14 protein-coding genes and 1 pseudogene are annotated in these 15,460 nt (G+C 74.8%); 11 read left to right on the plus strand and 4 right to left on the minus strand.

All coding sequences use genetic code 11. The features are described from left to right. The first annotated feature begins 32 nt into the window (after positions 1-32). On the plus strand, positions 33-500 hold the full coding sequence (locus ACFWMZ_RS25910) for an ATP-binding protein (RefSeq protein ID WP_383183227.1): 468 nt from the start codon (positions 33-35) through the stop codon (positions 498-500). Between the two features lie 207 nt (positions 501-707). Continuing rightward, positions 708-1,103, plus strand: coding sequence for an STAS domain-containing protein (locus tag ACFWMZ_RS25915; protein ID WP_383183229.1), 396 nt, complete (start codon positions 708-710; stop codon positions 1,101-1,103). Positions 1,104-1,200: 97 nt separating this feature from the next. On the opposite strand, the gene ACFWMZ_RS25920 is transcribed toward ACFWMZ_RS25915, so the two are convergent. Next, positions 1,201-2,121, minus strand: coding sequence for an AEC family transporter (locus tag ACFWMZ_RS25920; protein ID WP_383183231.1), 921 nt, complete (start codon positions 2,119-2,121; stop codon positions 1,201-1,203). 238 nt (positions 2,122-2,359) lie between these two features. Between ACFWMZ_RS25920 and ACFWMZ_RS25925 the strand changes: the two genes are divergently transcribed. Beyond that, positions 2,360-3,202, plus strand: coding sequence for an aldo/keto reductase (locus ACFWMZ_RS25925; RefSeq protein WP_383183233.1), 843 nt, complete (start codon positions 2,360-2,362; stop codon positions 3,200-3,202). Positions 3,203-3,326: 124 nt separating this feature from the next. After that, positions 3,327-4,124 (plus strand): sulfite exporter TauE/SafE family protein, encoded by a 798-nt coding sequence (locus ACFWMZ_RS25930; RefSeq protein ID WP_383204469.1) that lies wholly within the window; start codon positions 3,327-3,329, stop codon positions 4,122-4,124. Between the two features lie 19 nt (positions 4,125-4,143). On the opposite strand, the pseudogene ACFWMZ_RS25935 reads toward ACFWMZ_RS25930, so the two are convergent. Next, positions 4,144-4,575: pseudogene (locus tag ACFWMZ_RS25935) on the minus strand (RNA polymerase subunit sigma-24); the annotation flags it as partial. Between the two features lie 179 nt (positions 4,576-4,754). On the opposite strand from ACFWMZ_RS25935, the gene ACFWMZ_RS25940 reads away from it, so the two are divergent. The 4 genes from ACFWMZ_RS25940 to ACFWMZ_RS25955 all read left to right on the plus strand — a co-directional run bounded on the left by ACFWMZ_RS25940 (position 4,755) and on the right by ACFWMZ_RS25955 (position 8,384). Further along, a complete protein-coding gene (locus tag ACFWMZ_RS25940) occupies positions 4,755-5,240 on the plus strand; it encodes a carboxymuconolactone decarboxylase family protein (RefSeq protein WP_383204472.1) in 486 nt (161 codons plus the stop codon). Positions 5,241-5,365: 125 nt separating this feature from the next. Then, positions 5,366-7,249 (plus strand): ABC transporter ATP-binding protein, encoded by a 1,884-nt coding sequence (locus tag ACFWMZ_RS25945; protein WP_383204475.1) that lies wholly within the window; start codon positions 5,366-5,368, stop codon positions 7,247-7,249. Positions 7,250-7,327: 78 nt separating this feature from the next. Further along, on the plus strand, positions 7,328-7,693 hold the full coding sequence (locus ACFWMZ_RS25950) for a GNAT family N-acetyltransferase (protein WP_383204478.1): 366 nt from the start codon (positions 7,328-7,330) through the stop codon (positions 7,691-7,693). Positions 7,694-7,727: 34 nt separating this feature from the next. Next, complete coding sequence (locus tag ACFWMZ_RS25955; RefSeq protein ID WP_383183243.1) at positions 7,728-8,384, plus strand: arylsulfatase; 657 nt, start codon at positions 7,728-7,730, stop codon at positions 8,382-8,384. A 537-nt stretch (positions 8,385-8,921) separates the two neighbouring features. Here the strand turns inward: ACFWMZ_RS25955 and gndA are convergent. Next, entirely contained in the window at positions 8,922-10,364 is a 1,443-nt protein-coding gene (gene gndA, locus ACFWMZ_RS25960; protein ID WP_383204481.1) for an NADP-dependent phosphogluconate dehydrogenase, read from the minus strand. A 354-nt stretch (positions 10,365-10,718) separates the two neighbouring features. On the opposite strand from gndA, the gene ACFWMZ_RS25965 reads away from it, so the two are divergent. Then, positions 10,719-11,996 (plus strand): transglycosylase family protein, encoded by a 1,278-nt coding sequence (locus tag ACFWMZ_RS25965; protein WP_383183247.1) that lies wholly within the window; start codon positions 10,719-10,721, stop codon positions 11,994-11,996. A 24-nt stretch (positions 11,997-12,020) separates the two neighbouring features. Here ACFWMZ_RS25965 and ACFWMZ_RS25970 read toward each other — a convergent pair whose 3' ends face one another. After that, the gene (locus ACFWMZ_RS25970; protein ID WP_383183249.1) at positions 12,021-12,938 is read right to left on the minus strand and encodes a DMT family transporter; all 918 of its coding nucleotides are present in this window, start codon (positions 12,936-12,938) and stop codon (positions 12,021-12,023) included. 371 nt (positions 12,939-13,309) lie between these two features. On the opposite strand from ACFWMZ_RS25970, the gene ACFWMZ_RS25975 reads away from it, so the two are divergent. Together ACFWMZ_RS25975 and ACFWMZ_RS25980 are read left to right on the plus strand one after the other, a co-directional pair. Further along, entirely contained in the window at positions 13,310-14,767 is a 1,458-nt protein-coding gene (locus ACFWMZ_RS25975) for an SDR family NAD(P)-dependent oxidoreductase (RefSeq protein WP_383204484.1), read from the plus strand. Positions 14,768-15,134: 367 nt separating this feature from the next. Beyond that, positions 15,135-15,308: a hypothetical protein gene (locus ACFWMZ_RS25980; protein ID WP_383183259.1), complete on the plus strand. Its 174-nt coding sequence runs from the start codon at positions 15,135-15,137 to the stop codon at positions 15,306-15,308. Positions 15,309-15,460: the final 152 nt, after the last annotated feature.

A 15,460-nucleotide genomic window follows, 5' to 3' on the forward strand; every position in this document is an offset into this window, starting at 1 on the left:
GAGCTTCTCACCGGGTGCACGGGCAGGAGCAGATGAACGAACAGGTCACCATGGACACGGGCTTTCCCTTCACCGCGGCGGACTCCGTCGAACCGCTGCGGCAGGCAGTGGAGTTCGACGGGGAACCGGGCTGCATAGCGCAGGCCCGGCACTTCGCCAGCCGCTTTCTCCAGCAGCTCCAGGCCGAGTGGCTGGCCGCTCCGCGGCCCCGCCTCGGCGACGACCTGCTGCTGGTCGTCAGCGAGCTGGTCACCAACGCCGAGCGGCACAGCCACGGGCCGTACGTCCTCGAACTGGAGGGCACCGACACCCACCTGTCGGTCACGGTCTACGACAGCAGCTCGGCCCTGCCGCGCTGGTACGAGCCTGATCCGACGCGACTCGGCGGGCACGGGCTGGAGATCGTCCGGGCCGTCGCCGACCGCGTCACCGCCGAGCGCGTGCCGGTCGGCAAGCGCGTCACCGCTGCCTTCACCCTGCCTCCCCGGGCCACCGTGTGACCTGACCGGATCTCCGCCGACCTGACCATGTCGCGGAGGTTCTCCGGGGGAAGTGTGAAGGAACGGGGGATGCCGCTTGTTGTCAAAGCCTGACGCTCGCTCATATCGTGAGGCCTCGCGCCGCGCCCACGTGGCCGCGGTGCACGGGGCTTCGGGGCGCATCGTCCACGACCACCGGCTTGCCGCCGGTTGATCAGAGAGGTTGTCGTGTCCTCAGCCCAGCCGTCCCCGCGTCCCGCGGACCGCTCCTTGCAGATCCAGCAGCGCCCCCAAGGCGACGGCATCGTCGTCCTGCTCGGCGGCGATCTCGACCTGGAGAACATCACCCCCCTCGGCCCCGCCCTCAGTGACGCCGCCGCCAGCGTCTCCGGCCCGGTCGTGGTGGACCTCTCCGCCGTCGGCTTCGCCGACTCCAGTACGGTCAACGTCTTCCTCCAGGCCTACGGCGCGATAGGTCCCCGGCTGCGGTTCGCCGCGCTCTCCCCCTTCGTCGAGCGGCTCTTCGGGCTCATCGGGCTGCAGAGCGCCCTGCCCGTCCACGACTCCGTGGCCGAGGCTCTCGCGGCCCCGGTGCCCGCGCCCGACAGCGGCCGCCCCTCCTGACCGCGACCGGCCGGACCGGGCGCGCCGTATGTGCTCCCGGCCCGGCCGCGCCGTGACCCGCGGGGTACGGCCCCGCCGACCGGCCGGGCAGCGCCGTTCAGCCCAGCAGCACGGCCACCGCCACCAGCGCCGGTACCGCCAGCACCGTGGAGAGCAGCACCGCCTCCCGGGCCAGCCGTACACCGGTGTCGTACCGCGAGGCGTAGGTGAAGAGGTTCTGCGCGGCCGGGAGGGCGCTGGTGACCACCACGGTCAGCAGCGCCGGGCCCGCCAGTCCGAAGACGCCCGCGCCCACCGCCCACGCCGCCACCGGCTGGCCGACCGTCTTGAGGCCGACCGCCAGCAGGACCTGCCCCCGCTCCGGGCCCCGGGCCGGCGGAGTGGCGCCCCGCAGTGAGATCCCGAACGCCAGCAGCACCGCCGGCACCGCCATCGCCCCCACCAGCTCCACCGGGTCGAGGACGGGCGCGGGCACCCGTACGCCCAGCGCGGCCACCAGCACACCGGCGAGCGAGCCGAGCACCACAGGGTTGCGCAGCGGCGCCGTCACCACCGCCAGCGGCGAGGCGCGGGCCCCGGGCCGGGAGAGGTCGATGACGGTGAGCGCCAGCGGTGAGACGAGCAGCAGCTGGAAGAGGAGGACCGGAGCGATCAGGGTGGCGTCGCCGAGGACGTAGACCGCGATGGGGATGCCGAGGTTCCCGGCGTTGACGTAGCCGGAGCAGAGGGCGCCGATCGCGGTCGGCCCGGTACCCCAATGGCGTAGCGCGCCCACCGCGATGTAGACGCCCGCCACCAGCAGCGTCGAGGCGGCGGTGACCAGCAGGCCCGGCGAGGCCAGCGCGCCGAGGTCGGCGTCCGCGAGCGTGGTGAAGAGCAGGGCGGGGGAGGCCACGTGGAAGGCGAGCCGGGTCAGCACGGGGCCGCCCTGCTCGCCGAGGACCCGGGTCCGCCCCACCAGGTAACCGGCGGCGATCAGGGCGCCGATGACCGCGAACCCCTCCAGGACCCCGGTCACCGGAGGCCCCGGGGCAGAGGGCGGCCGCAGAGGCCCGCGAGGTGCCCGTGATGCCCGGCGCACGCATCACCCGGGACTTTCCGGGCAGCCGCTATGCCGGACGGGTCGCTGCTCACCGGCTGGCCGAGATCGTGTCGCACATGCCCCGCACCCTAAGGATCATGGAAGCCGGTGGGCAACCTGCCCCGAGCCCGCCGCCACGGCCCGCCCGACCCCGACCCGAGGAGTCCCGACCGCCATGACCGGACCGATCCCGCCCCTCGCCCCGACCGTCCGGCTGCGCCACGGCGCCGAGATGCCCCGCCTCGGCTTCGGCACCTACCCGCTCGACGACACCGAGGCCGAGCACGCCGTCGCCACCGCCATCGAGAACGGCTACCGCCTCATCGACACCGCCGCGCTCTACGGCAACGAGATCGGCGTCGGCCGGGGCCTGCGCGGCGGCGGCGTCGCCCGCGACGAACTCTTCGTCACCAGCAAGCTCACCAAGGAGCAGCAGGGCACCGGTACCCGCCGGGCCGTCGAGGAGAGCTGCGCCCGCCTCGGCACCGACCACCTCGACCTGTTCCTCATCCACTGGCCCGACCCCGCCCAGGACGCGTACGGGGAGACCTTCCGGACCCTGGCCGACCTGATGGGGGAGGGGACGCTGAAGGCGGTCGGAGTCTCCAACTTCAAGCCGCACCACCTGGACCGGGTCATCGAGACCACCGGGGTGGTGCCGGACGTCAACCAGATCCAGCTGAGCCCGTACCACACCCGGGACGCCGCCCGGGCCCACCACGAGAAGCTGGGCATCGTGACCGAGGCGTGGAGCCCGCTCGGCCGGGACGGCACCGTCTTCGCCGAGGAGCCCGTCCGGCGGGCCGCCGAGCGGCACGGGCGCACCCCCGCTCAGGTCGTGCTGCGCTGGCACGTCCAGCAGGGCATCGTGCCGGTGCCGAAGTCCGGCCACTCCGAGCGGATGCGGGAGAACCTCGACGTCTTCGGCTTCGAGCTGAGCGGCGCGGAGCTGGACGCGATCTCGGCGCTGGACCGGGGCGAGGCGTCCGCCGACGACTCCGACGTCATCGCGCACTGATCCCTGGGCTGAGCCGCGCGCCCACCCGAGGAGCGGCCGCCCCGGCGCAGGGGCGGCCGGGCCGTGGAGGCGGCGGGGACCGCCGGACGCGCACCTGACACCCCGGCATAGGATCGGCCTCCGCATGGACACGATCACCCCCGGGGCTTTCGCCCTGCTCGCCGCCGCCGCTCTGCTCGTCGGCTTCTCCAAGACCTCCGTCAGCGGCGCCAACACCATCAGCCTGGCCGTCTTCGCCGCCGTACTGCCCGCGAAGGAGTCGACCGGCGTCCTGCTGCCGCTGCTCATCGTGGGCGACGTCTGCGCCGTCCTCGTCTACCGGCGCCACGCCCACTGGCCAACGCTCTGGCGGCTCTTCCCCGCGGTCGCCGCGGGAGTGCTCGTCGGAACCGCCTTCCTGGCCCTCGCCGACGACGGGGCGGTCCGCACCTCGATCGGCGCGATCCTGCTGGCCATGTCCGCGATGGTGTACTGGCGCCGCAGGAAGGCGTCCAGGGCCGCGTCGGCGCAGGCCGTGCCCGCCTCGGACGCGCCGCGGGCGGACGCGGCCGGGGCGGGCCGCGCCGCCCGCCTCAAGGCGCGTACCTACGGCGTCCTCGGCGGCTTCACCACCATGGTCGCCAACGCGGGCGGCCCGGTGATGTCCCTCTACCTGCTCTCCGCGGGCTTCCGGAAGCTGGGCTTCCTGGGGACGTCCGCTTGGTTCTTCCTCATCGTCAACACCTCGAAGGTGCCCTTCAGCGTCGGCCTCGGCCTCATCGACGGGCCGTCCCTGCTGCTCGACGCCGTGCTGGTGCTCTTCGTGGTCCCGGGCGCCCTGGTCGGGCGGGCGCTGGCCCACCGGGTCAACCAGGTGCTGTTCGACCGGCTGGTCCTCGCCGCCACCGTCGTCGGCGGTGCGCAGCTCCTTCTGCTGGGGTGAGGCGGGGGCGGGCCGGCGCTCAGCGGGAGAGGGCCGCCGCACGCCCCATGCCGGAGAGCTTCTCGGGGTTGCGTACGGCGTAGAGCCCGGTGAGGACACCGTCGTCCAGCCGTACCGCCACGACCGTGTCGATCGCGCCGCCGAGCCGGAGGACCAGCGCCGGATGGGCGTTGACCTGCGCGGGCCGCAGCGCGTCCTCGGTGATCCCGCCGACCTTGCCCAGCCCGGCCGCCAGCAGGCGGGCCACCTTGTCGGCGCCCACCACCGGCCGCAGCGCGGCCTGCCTGATACCGCCGCCGTCGCCCAGCAGGACGACGTCCGGCGCCAGGATGTCGACCAGGCCCTGGATGTCGCCGGTCGCGGCCGCCCGGCGGAACGCGTCGAGCGCCTTCCGCGTCTCGGCCGGGGACGCGGCGCCGCGCGGGCGGCGCGCCGCGACGTGGGCCCGCGGCTGCTCCTGCCCTGGTCGCTCTCCACGATCGCTCACACCCACAGGACGCCGCCGCCCGCGGCCCTGTGACACCTCGCCGGGGTGGCGCTCGTCACGCGGCCGCCCTGTCACAGGGTGCCGGGTGCCGGGCGTCTTGTGAGCGTTCCGCACCACACCGAGCCACGAGTGAGGACTTCGCCATGGACACCCGGTTCCCCCTGTTCGAGAACGAGATCGCCGTCAGGTTCGCCAAGCGGTTCGCCGGGAGCGCCCTGGTGGTCCAGCAGTCGCCGCTGCCGAGGTCCACACAGGAACTGGTGTCTCTGCGGGCCAGTCAGATCAACGGCTGCGGCCACTGCGACGACATGCACACCAAGGAGGCCACCGCCGCCGGGGAGAGCGCCACCCGGCTCCACCTGGTCGCCACCTGGCGCGAGTCCACCGTCTTCACCGAGGCCGAGCGGGCCGCGCTCGCCCTCGCCGAGGAGGGCACCCGGCTCGCCGACGCCCACGAAGGCGTCTGTGGCGCCACCTGGGAGCGGGTCCGCGCGCACTACGACGACGACCAGGTCGCGGCCCTGGTCTGCCAGGTCGCCCTGATCAACGCGGCCAACCGGCTCGCCGTGATCGTGCGTCAGCCCGGCGGCTCGTACGAGCCCGGAATGTTCGCGGCCGCCCTCGGCTGAGCCTTTGGGCCCGCCGCCCCGGCCCGGGGAGCCCTCCCGGGCCGGGGCCGGTTCCGGCGGCCCCAGGGCGGCGCCCGGCGCGACGGCTTGACCTCGACTTAAGTCGAGGTTCTACCTTCGCCGGTATGAGCATGGAGACCACGGCATGGACGCAGCTCTACAGCGTCCTCCACGCCGAACAGGACCGCCGCCCCCTCGCCCGCGCCACCGCGCGCCGTGTCGCCGCCTTCGCCCGCCCGCACCGCACCCGCATCGGCTGGTTCGTGCTGCTCAGCGCCGCCACCGCGCTGCTCGCCGTCGCCACCCCCCTCCTCGCCGGACAGGTCGTCAACACCATCGTCTCCGGCTCCGACCCCTCCCTCGTCCCCCGGCTCGCCCTGCTCATCGCCGTCATCGCCGTCGCCGAGGCCGGACTCGGCATGGCGGCCCGGGGCCTCAGCGCCCGCCTCGGCGAAGGACTCATCCTCGACCTGCGCACCGCCGTCTTCGACCACGTCCAGCGGATGCCGGTCGCCTTCTTCACCCGCACCCGCACCGGCGCCCTGGTCAGCCGCCTCAACAACGACGTCATCGGCGCCCAGCGCGCCTTCAGCGACACACTCTCCGGCATCGTCTCCAACGTGGTGACGCTGCTCCTCGCCTTCGTCGTCATGGTCGGCCTCTCCTGGCGCGTCACCCTCCTCGCCCTCGTCCTGCTCCCCGTCTTCGTCATCCCGGCCCGCCGCACCGGGCGCCGCATGGCCGCGCTGCGCCGCGAGGCCGCCGAGCACAACTCCGCCATGGGCACCCGGATGACCGAACGCTTCTCCGCCCCCGGCGCCACCCTGGTCAAGCTCTTCGGACGGCCCGCCGACGAGTCCGCCGAGTTCGCCGCCCGGGCCCGCCGGGTCCGCGACATCGGCGTGCGCACCGCGATGGCCGAGTACACGTTCATCACCGCCCTGACCCTGGTCTCCGCCCTCGCGCTCGCCCTCGTCTACGGCTTCGGCGGCCGGCTCGCGCTGAGCGGCGCCCTGGAGCCCGGCGCCGTCGTCTCCCTCGCCCTCCTCCTCACCCGCCTGTACGCCCCGCTGACCGCCCTCGCCGGGGCCCGGCTGGAGGTGATGACCGCCCTGGTCAGCTTCGAGCGGGTCTTCGAGGTCCTCGACCTGAAGCCGCTCGTCGCCGAACCGGAGCACCCCCGCGCCCTGCCCGAAGGCCCCCTCTCCGTCGCCTTCGAGGACGTCACCTTCGCCTACCCGGCCGCCGACAAGGTCTCCCTGGCCTCCCTCGAAGAGGTCGCCGTCCTCGACGGCAGGGAGGGGACCGAAGTCCTGCACGGCGTCAGCTTCCGCGCGGAGCCCGGGCAGACCGTCGCCCTGGTCGGCTCCTCCGGCGCGGGCAAGTCCACCATCGCCGCCCTGCTGCCGCGCCTCTACGACACCGACACGGGCACCGTCCGGATCGGCGGCAGGGACGTCCGCGAACTGGGCGCCGACACCGTGCGCGGCGCCCTCGGCATGGTCACCCAGGACGGCCACCTCTTCCACGAGTCGGTCCGCGCCAACCTGCTCCTCGCCCGCCCCGGCGCCACCGAGGAGGAACTCTGGGACGCGCTGCGCCGGGCCCGCCTCGACGGCCTCGTCGCCTCCCTGCCCGAAGGGCTCGACACCGTCGTCGGGGAGCGCGGCTACCGGCTCTCCGGTGGTGAGCGCCAGCGCATGACCATCGCCCGGCTGCTCCTCGCCCGCCCCCGCGTCGTCATCCTGGACGAGGCCACCGCCCACCTCGACAACACCTCCGAGGCGGCCGTCCAGGAAGCCCTCGCCGAAGCCCTCGACGGGCGGACCGCCCTGGTCATCGCCCACCGCCTCTCCACCGTCCGCACCGCCGACCGCATCCTCGTCGTGGAGGACGGCCGCATCGTCGAACAGGGCACCCACACTGGGCTGCTGGCCCGCGAGGGCCGGTACGCGGAGCTGTACCGCACCCAGTTCGCCCCGGCCGCCGCCAAGGACCCCGTCGGCTGACGGGCGGCCGGACGTGCCGCCCGCCCGCCCGGAACGTACCGTGGCGACCGGAACCGCCGGACAGGCCGAGGAGCGAAGATGAGCGACACCCCGGGCGAGCGCCCCGTCCCCGAGCTGATCGACGACCGGACGGCGGGCATGCTCCGCGCCGTCGCCGAGGACGAGGTGATCGGGCACATCCAGTACCTCGTCCTGGAGACGCCGGAGGCCGCCCTCGCCCCCGTGCACACCATCGTGGACCCGGGCCACGAGGGGCAGGGCGTCGCCTCCGCGCTGGCCGCCGAGTTCTACGCGAGGGCCGACCGCGAGGGCCTGGCCGTGGCACCGCTCTGCACCTACGTCGCCAAGTGGGCCCAGCGCCACCCCGAGCAGGCGGCCCCCGCCTCCGAGGAACTGCTGTCGGCGGCCCGCGCCAAGGTCGCGGAGGACCCCACGCTCTGGTGAATTCCCGCCCGCCGCCCGGACGTACGATCGGCGGATGCTCGCCCTGCTGCACACCTCACCCGTGCACGTCCCCGTCTTCGACGCCCTGCGGGACCGGGACCGGCCCGGCCTGACCCTGCGCCACACCGTCGAGCCCGGGCTGCTCGACCGCGCCCGGCGGGAGGGGCCCGGCGCCGTCGTGGAGGAGATCGCCGAGGTGGTGCGGCGGGTTGCCGCCGACGGGGCGGGGGCCGTCCTGTGCACCTGCTCGACGCTGGGGGCCGTCGCCGAGGCGGTGGCCGCCCCCGTCCCCGTGCTGCGGGTCGACCGGCCGATGGCCGAGGCGGCCGTGGCCCGCGCAGGGGACGGACGGATCACCGTGGTGGCCGCCCTCGCCTCCACCCTGGGGCCCACCGCCGGCCTGGTGGCCGAGACCGCCGACCGCGCCGGGCGCGCGCCCCGCGTCACCACCCTCCTGGTCCCGGGCGCCTGGGACCTCTTCGAGGCGGGCGACACCACCGGCTACCACCGGGCCGTCGCCGACGCGGTCGCCCCGCTCACCGGAACCGACGCCGTGGTGCTGGCCCAGGCGTCGATGGAACCGGCCCGCGCCCTGCTGCCCGGCCGGCCGCCGGTCTTCGCCAGCCCCGGCCCGGGCTTCGCGGCCGCTGCCCGGGCCGCCACCGGAGCGCCCGTTCCCCCGAACGGATGAGTGGGCGCGCGCCCGCCGGGTAGCCGTGGGACACATCAGGAGCCGGAACCCTTCCGGCGCCGCCCGTCCACGCCCGCTCCGGGTGCGGGCCGCACGGCGGGGCACCAGCGCCCGGCAGCGCCGGGCCGCCCCGCCCGGCCGCCCCGGCTGGAGGACACGATGACCCACCCGTACCCCGACCCCGTCCCCCCGGCGCCCCCGAGCCCGCAGCCCGTGCCGCCGGGGCCCGACCGGCCCGACCCGGTGCCGCCCGCTCCCAAGCCCGCGCCGCCGCCCCCAGGCCCCGGCCGCCCTGACCCGGCCCCGCCCGGGCCGCCACCGGACCCCGGCCCGCTCCCGGGCCCCGGGCCCAGGCCGGGCGGGCCCGCCCCCGGCGACCCCGGGCCGCTGCCCGAACCCCCGCCGGACCCGGCCCCCTACCCCGACCCGGCGCCGCCCCCGGAGCCCGAACCCGGCCCGGAGCGCTGACGCAGGCGGACGACGGCCCGGCACCCGTGGAGCCCCACCGGTGCCGGGCCGCCCGCGTACCGCGCCGCCTCATTCCTGCCGCGCCTCCGTGCGGTCGCCGCCCCAGAGCGTGTGGAAGACGCCGTCCCCGTCCGTCCTGCGGTAGGTGTGTGCCCCGAAGTAGTCGCGCTGCCCCTGCACCAGCGCGGCCGGCAGCCGCTCGGCCCGCAGGGCGTCGTAGTAGGAGAGGGCGGCGGCGAAGCCCGGCACCGGCACGCCCTGCCGGGCCGCCTCGGCGACCACGGCCCGCCAGTCGTCCTGGGCCTCGCCGATCTCCTGGGCGAAGGTCTCGTCGGAGAGGAGCGACGGCAGGTCGGGGCGGCCGTCGTAGGCGGCGCGGATGCGGTCCAGGAAGGCGGCCCGGATGATGCAGCCGGCCCGCCAGATCGCCGCCACCGTGCCCGGGTCGATGCCCCAGTCGTACTCCTCGCTGCCCGCCCGGATCATCTGGAACCCCTGCGTGTAGGAGACCAGCTTGGAGGCGTACAGTGCCTGCTCCACCCGGTCGGCGAAGCGCGCGGCCGCCCCCTCGTCGAGCGGGCGGGGCGTGGGGCCGGGCAGCCCGCGCGAGGCCCCGCGCAGCTCCGCGTGGCCGGAGAGCGAGCGGGCGAAGACCGCCTCGGCGATCCCCGAGACCGGCACGCCCAGGTCGAGGGCCACCTGCACCGTCCAACGGCCGGTGCCCTTCTGCTCCGCCTGGTCCAGGACCACGTCCACGAACGGTCCACCGGTCCGCTCGTCGACGTGGGCGAGGACCTCGGCGGTGATCTCGATGAGGTACGAGTCGAGCCGCCCGGTGTTCCACCCGCGGAAGATCTCCGCGATCCGCGCCGGTTCGTACCCGGCGACCCCGCGCAGCAGCTGGTACGCCTCGGCGATGAGCTGCATGTCGGCGTACTCGATGCCGTTGTGGACCATCTTCACGAAGTGCCCGGCGCCGTCCGGCCCCATGTGAGCCGTGCAGGGCGTGCCGTCGCCGGCCTCGGCGGCGATCCGCTCCAGCATCGGGCCGAGGGCCTGGTACGACTCGGCCGAGCCGCCCGGCATGATGCTGGGCCCGTTGAGCGCGCCCTCCTCGCCGCCGGAGACACCGGTGCCGACGAAGTGGATGCCGCGCTCCCGCAGTGCCTTCTCGCGGCGGCGGGTGTCCTCGAAGTGGGCGTTGCCGCCGTCGATGATCATGTCGCCCTCTTCCAGGAGCGGGGCGAACTCCTCGATCACCGCGTCGGTCGGGGCGCCGGCCTTCACCATGACCAGCACCCGCCGGGGCCGCTCCAGCGACTCGACCAGTTCCTCGGGGGTGGTGGCCGGCAGGAAGGTGCCCTCCTCGCCGAACTCGGAGACCAGTTCCTCGGTCTTGGCGGCGGTGCGGTTGTGCACCGCGACGGTGTAGCCGTTCCGGGCGAAGTTCCGGGCCAGGTTGCGGCCCATCACCGCGAGACCGGTGACACCGATCTGGGCTGTCTCACTCATGCCGTCTCTCTCACAGGATCGGGAAGGGAGTCAGGTACGGGGCGCGCGGCCGCCGGTCACCGGCGGGCCGGACCGTCGCCGTCCCGGTCAGTATCGGCGCGCGGCCGCTGGTCCGCGCGCCCGGCGCCGTCTGCCCGCGCCCCGCCGCCCCACGCACCCGGCCCGCGCGCGGGCATGTGCCAGGGTGCCGTGCCACGCGGGAGGCACCCGTGGCCGCCCCATGAGGAGCCCGGTGCCACGTGCGCCCGTCGTGCGCCCCCTTGTCACGGAGCGTTCGCTCCCATTACGTTCGGGTCTTCACACCACGCCCGGCCGGGGCGGGCCCCGGGCGCGCAGAGTCAAGGGGGGCCTGTCATGGCCGTAGGCGGACGTCACCGGCGCCGGCAGCAGAGCAGAATCAACCGGGCGTCACTCACCGTCACGGCAGGCGGAGCGGTCGCCTTGCCGCTGGTCGCGGCCGGCACCGCCGACGCCGCCTCCGGGGACACCTGGGCGAAGGTCGCCGCCTGCGAATCCTCCGGCAACTGGAGCATCAACACCGGCAACGGCTACTACGGCGGCCTCCAGTTCAAGCAGTCGACCTGGGAGGCGTACGGCGGCGGTGCCTACGCGGGCCGGGCCGACCTCGCCACCAAGGACCAGCAGATCGCGGTCGCCGAGAAGGTGCTGGACGGCCAGGGCCCCGGCGCCTGGCCCACCTGCTCCCAGACGGCGGGCCTCACCCGGGGCGGCCCCGCCCCGGCGGCACCCGAGGCGGCCCCGCGACCCGCGAAGGCCCCGGCGGCGACGCCCACCACCACCCCGCAGTCCAAGGCGGGCACCGCGGAGATGTACACCGTGGTCCGCGGGGACACCCTCTCCCAGATCGCCGACGACCAGCGGGTCAAGGGCGGCTGGCAGCGGCTCTACCAGACCAACCGCGCCGAGGTCGGCGCCGACCCCGACCTGATCGTCCCGGGCCAGCGCCTCCAGTTGAAGCCCGGCGCTGCCGCCCCCTCGAAGAGCCGCCCGCCCCAGCCGAAGGCGAAGGACCGGCCAGGCCCGGAACCGACGGCGAAGAAGGCGACCGAGAAGGCGGCGGAGGCCGCCCAGGCCAAGAAGGCGGCGGACGCCAAGAAGGCCGAGGAGGCCCGGAAGGCGGCGGCCGCCAAGAAGGCCGAAGAGGCCAGTAAGGCGGAACAGGCCAAGAAGGCCGAGCAGGCGAAGAAGGCCGCCGCGCCCAGCACCGCCAAGCTCAGCTCCCCGGTGGAGGCGGGCCCCAGCACCCCCTACCGCGCCTCCGGTTCGTCCTGGTCGAAGGGGTACCACACGGGCGTCGACTTCCCCGTCCCCACCGGCACCAGCGTCAAGGCCGCCGCCTCGGGCACCGTCGTCTCGGCGGGCTGGGGCGGGTCCTACGGCTACCAGGTCGTCCTCAAACACGCGGACGGCAAGTACTCGCAGTACGCCCACCTCTCCGCGCTCACCGTGAAGAGCGGCCAGAGCGTCCAGGCCGGGCAGCGCATCGCCCGCTCCGGCTCGACCGGCAACAGCACCGGCCCCCACCTGCACTTCGAGGTACGGACCGGCCCCGGCTTCGGCAGCGACATCGACCCGCTCGCCTATCTCCGGGGAGGCGGCGTCAGGGTCTGACCGCCCGGCCCGGCGGGGCCCGGTTCAGCGGTGCCGCGCGGGCTGCGGCTCCCCTTGACCGGGCCCCGGGCCGGGGGAGCCCTGGCCCGCACCGGCGTGCCGGGGGGTGGCGAGGCGGTCCTGCATGCGCTCCGTGGTGAGCAGGATCAGCCCGCCCGCCGCGACGACCCCGCAGCTCAGCGCCAGGACGGTGCCCGCCGTGCCGTACCGGAAGCCCTCGCCGAAGAGGACCAGGCCGACCGCCGCCGCGGCCACCGGGTTGACCACCGTCACCGTGGCCAGCGGCGCCGCGAGTCCCGCGCCCCGGTAGGAGGCCTGGGAGAGCAGCAGGCCGCCGGTGGCGAGTACGCCGACCACCGCCAGGTCGGGGATCTGCCCGAAGATGCCGCGCTCCGCCAGCGCCTGCGTGACGATCTTGGTGAAGACCGAGGCGATGCCGAACGCCACGCCTCCCGCCGCCGCCAGCAGCCCGCCCCGCACCGCCGGGTGCCGGTGCACCGCCAGCGCCGCCCCGGCCAGCACCACCACCGTCGCACCGGTGACCACCACCAGCACCGTCCGCTCGGTGGCGTCCGGACCGCCCTGCCCGGGCGAACCGGTGAGCGCCAGCAGCCCGGCCAGTCCCGCCGTGGCCATCAGCGCGCCCCGCCACGCGGTGGACCCGGCCCGGCGTCCCACCAGCAGCGCCGCCATCGGCAGCGCGAAGACTATGGTCAGCGCCCCCAGCGGCTGCACCAGCGTGAGCGGTCCGAAGGCGAGCGCCAGGACGTGCAGGACGGCGCCCGCGCCGTTCAGCGCCACCGCGCCCCACCAGGCAAGGCGCCGCCACGGGACGAACGAGGGGCCCTGCTCGCCCGCCACCCGTTCCTGCACGATCGCCCCCGCCGCGTAGGCGACCGCGGAGGCCAGGCACAGCAGGACGGACAGCGTGAGGTCGTTCAAGGCAATCGGCTCCCGGAGCAGCGCCGCCCCCTGTGGGCCGGCATCCCTGCCGACCACCCTGCCCGTGGGCGGAGCCTCTGTCGTCGTTCCACGGAGGCCATCGCGTCTACTGCCGCTGGAGTACACGAGGCCGTGAGTGGTTCCGTCCCGTGCAGGCGGCCGCCCGCTTCCGGCGGCGGCCTCCGCCTCTCTTCAGTCTCCCGCTCCTGCCCGTTCCCCGCGCCCGGAACCCGCCGCGCCCGGAGTGGCCCGGCGGCATGGCAAAATTGGCGGGGCCGCCGGCTCCGGCGTGCCCGCCCGCCCCGCGAGAAGCCCGTCCCGGTCGGCACCGCCCCGGGACCCTCGCGGACGAACACACGAGGAACACAACGATGACGGTGGCACCCGAGGGCCCGTTCGGCCCCGGCATCGATCCCGAACGTCTGGCCGTCTGCCTGTCGGTCCTGGACGAGCTGGACGGCCTGGAGATCGACCACCCGGACGCGATCGCCGTGCGCCGCGCCACGGCCGGGATCTACCGCACGGTCAAGCAGCGCCGCCGTCAGGAGCGCAGGGCCGCCAAGACCGCCCACGACCGGGCGGTGACCGAGGCGACCGCGACCGGTTCCGCCGACCGCATCGACGACGAGACCCAGGGGCTGCTGCCCTCCGCCTCCGCCGCGGGCACCATCGCCGGGGTGCTCCAGCGCCCCCGCTCCTGCTACATCTGCAAGACCCGCTACGTCGAGGTGGACGTCTTCTACCACCAGCTCTGCCAGAGCTGCGCCCACGAGAACCGCGAGCGGCGCGACGCCCGCGCGGACCTCACCGGCAAGCGGGCGCTGCTGACCGGCGGCCGCGCCAAGATCGGCATGTACATCGCGCTGCGCCTGCTGCGCGACGGCGCCCACACCACCGTCACCACGCGCTTTCCCAACGACGCGATCCGCCGCTTCAAGGCGATGCCCGACAGCGACGAGTGGATCCACCGGCTCAAGATCGTCGGCATAGACCTGCGCGACCCCGCCCAGGTGGTCGCGCTCAGCGACTCGCTGGCCGCCGAGGGCCGCCTCGACATCCTCATCAACAACGCCGCCCAGACCGTGCGCCGCTCCTCGCAGGCCTACAGCGAGCTGCTCGGCGCCGAGTCGGCGCCGCTGCCCGCGGGCGAGCTGCCCGCCTCCGAGATCATCGGCGGCTTCGGCTCCGGGGCGGTCGCCGCCCTCCCCGGCCCGCGCCAGGGCGGCCTCAGCGCCCAGGACATCACCGAGCTGGCGCTGGTCACCGGCTCCGCCACCCCGGCCCGGATCGCCGCGGGCACCGCCATCGACGCCGGCGGACTCGTCCCGGACCTGCACGACTCCAACAGCTGGGTGCAGACCGTGGACGAGGTCGACCCGGTGGAGCTGCTGGAGGTGCAGCTCTGCAACTCGACCGCGCCGTTCATCCTCATCAGCAGGCTCCGGCCGGTGATGGCCGCCGCCGCCGAGCAGGCCGGGCGGGCCTACATCGTCAACGTCTCCGCCATGGAAGGCGTGTTCGGCCGCGGGTACAAGGGCGCCGGGCATCCGCACACCAACATGGCCAAGGCCGCGCTGAACATGCTGACCCGCACCAGCGCCCAGGAGATGTTCGAGAAGGACCGCATCCTGATGACCGCCGTCGACACCGGCTGGATCACCGACGAGCGCCCGCACCCCGACAAGATGCGGCTGGCAGAGGAGGGGTTCCACGCCCCGCTCGACCTCGTCGACGGAGCCGCCCGCGTCTACGACCCGGTGGTCCGCGGCGAGGCGGGCGAAGACCTGTACGGGGTCTTCCTCAAGGACTACGCCCCCGGCCAGTGGTGACCGCGTAACACCGCTCCGCGCTCCGCGCCCCCGCACGGCCCGTTCCTCCTCCGGAGGGGCGGGCCGTGCCGCATGGGCGGATCATGGCCGGAAGAGGCGGGCTCGTCCCGAAATTCCGTCCGGCATTCGAGCGCCATCGAGCGCGATGCCGCTCATTTGGTTAGTCTGGGCGACGGACAGTCCATCCGGGTTCCACCTCACCCACGGCGCGTCCCGGGACTCACCGGTCACCCGGTGGCCCTCCCGCACGATTCCCGGCGCCACCGCGCCCGAACGGCCTTGAGCAGCAGGACCCACGACGGCGGGCGCCCGGTACACCGACCGGACGCGCGGCACCCGACGGGTAACCGATACGAAGGAGTGCGCGGTGACAGCAGAGCAGATCATCCAGGACGAACCTCCCCGGACCAGGCCGGACCGCCGGGCGAAGACCACCCAGAACCCGGGCTGCCTCGAAGTGTGGTCGCGGTCGGCGCCGATCCGGCTGGCCGGCTACGAGGACGACCTCGCCGAACCGCACATCCTGCCCAGCGTCGACTGACGCCCAAGGCGGCCTGAGGCCCGCGCCCACCGGCGCGGACCGGCTCTGACGCCCCGGCCGTACGGCCCCGTGGCGGCGCGCGACGCCTCCGCCGGGCCGAGGCCGGGCACCAGTCGAAGGGCGGCTCCGCCTCTCCCGGTCTCATCCGGGAG

The organism is Streptomyces sp. NPDC058373 (genome assembly GCF_042723275.1).
GTDB lineage: Bacteria > Actinomycetota > Actinomycetes > Streptomycetales > Streptomycetaceae > Streptomyces.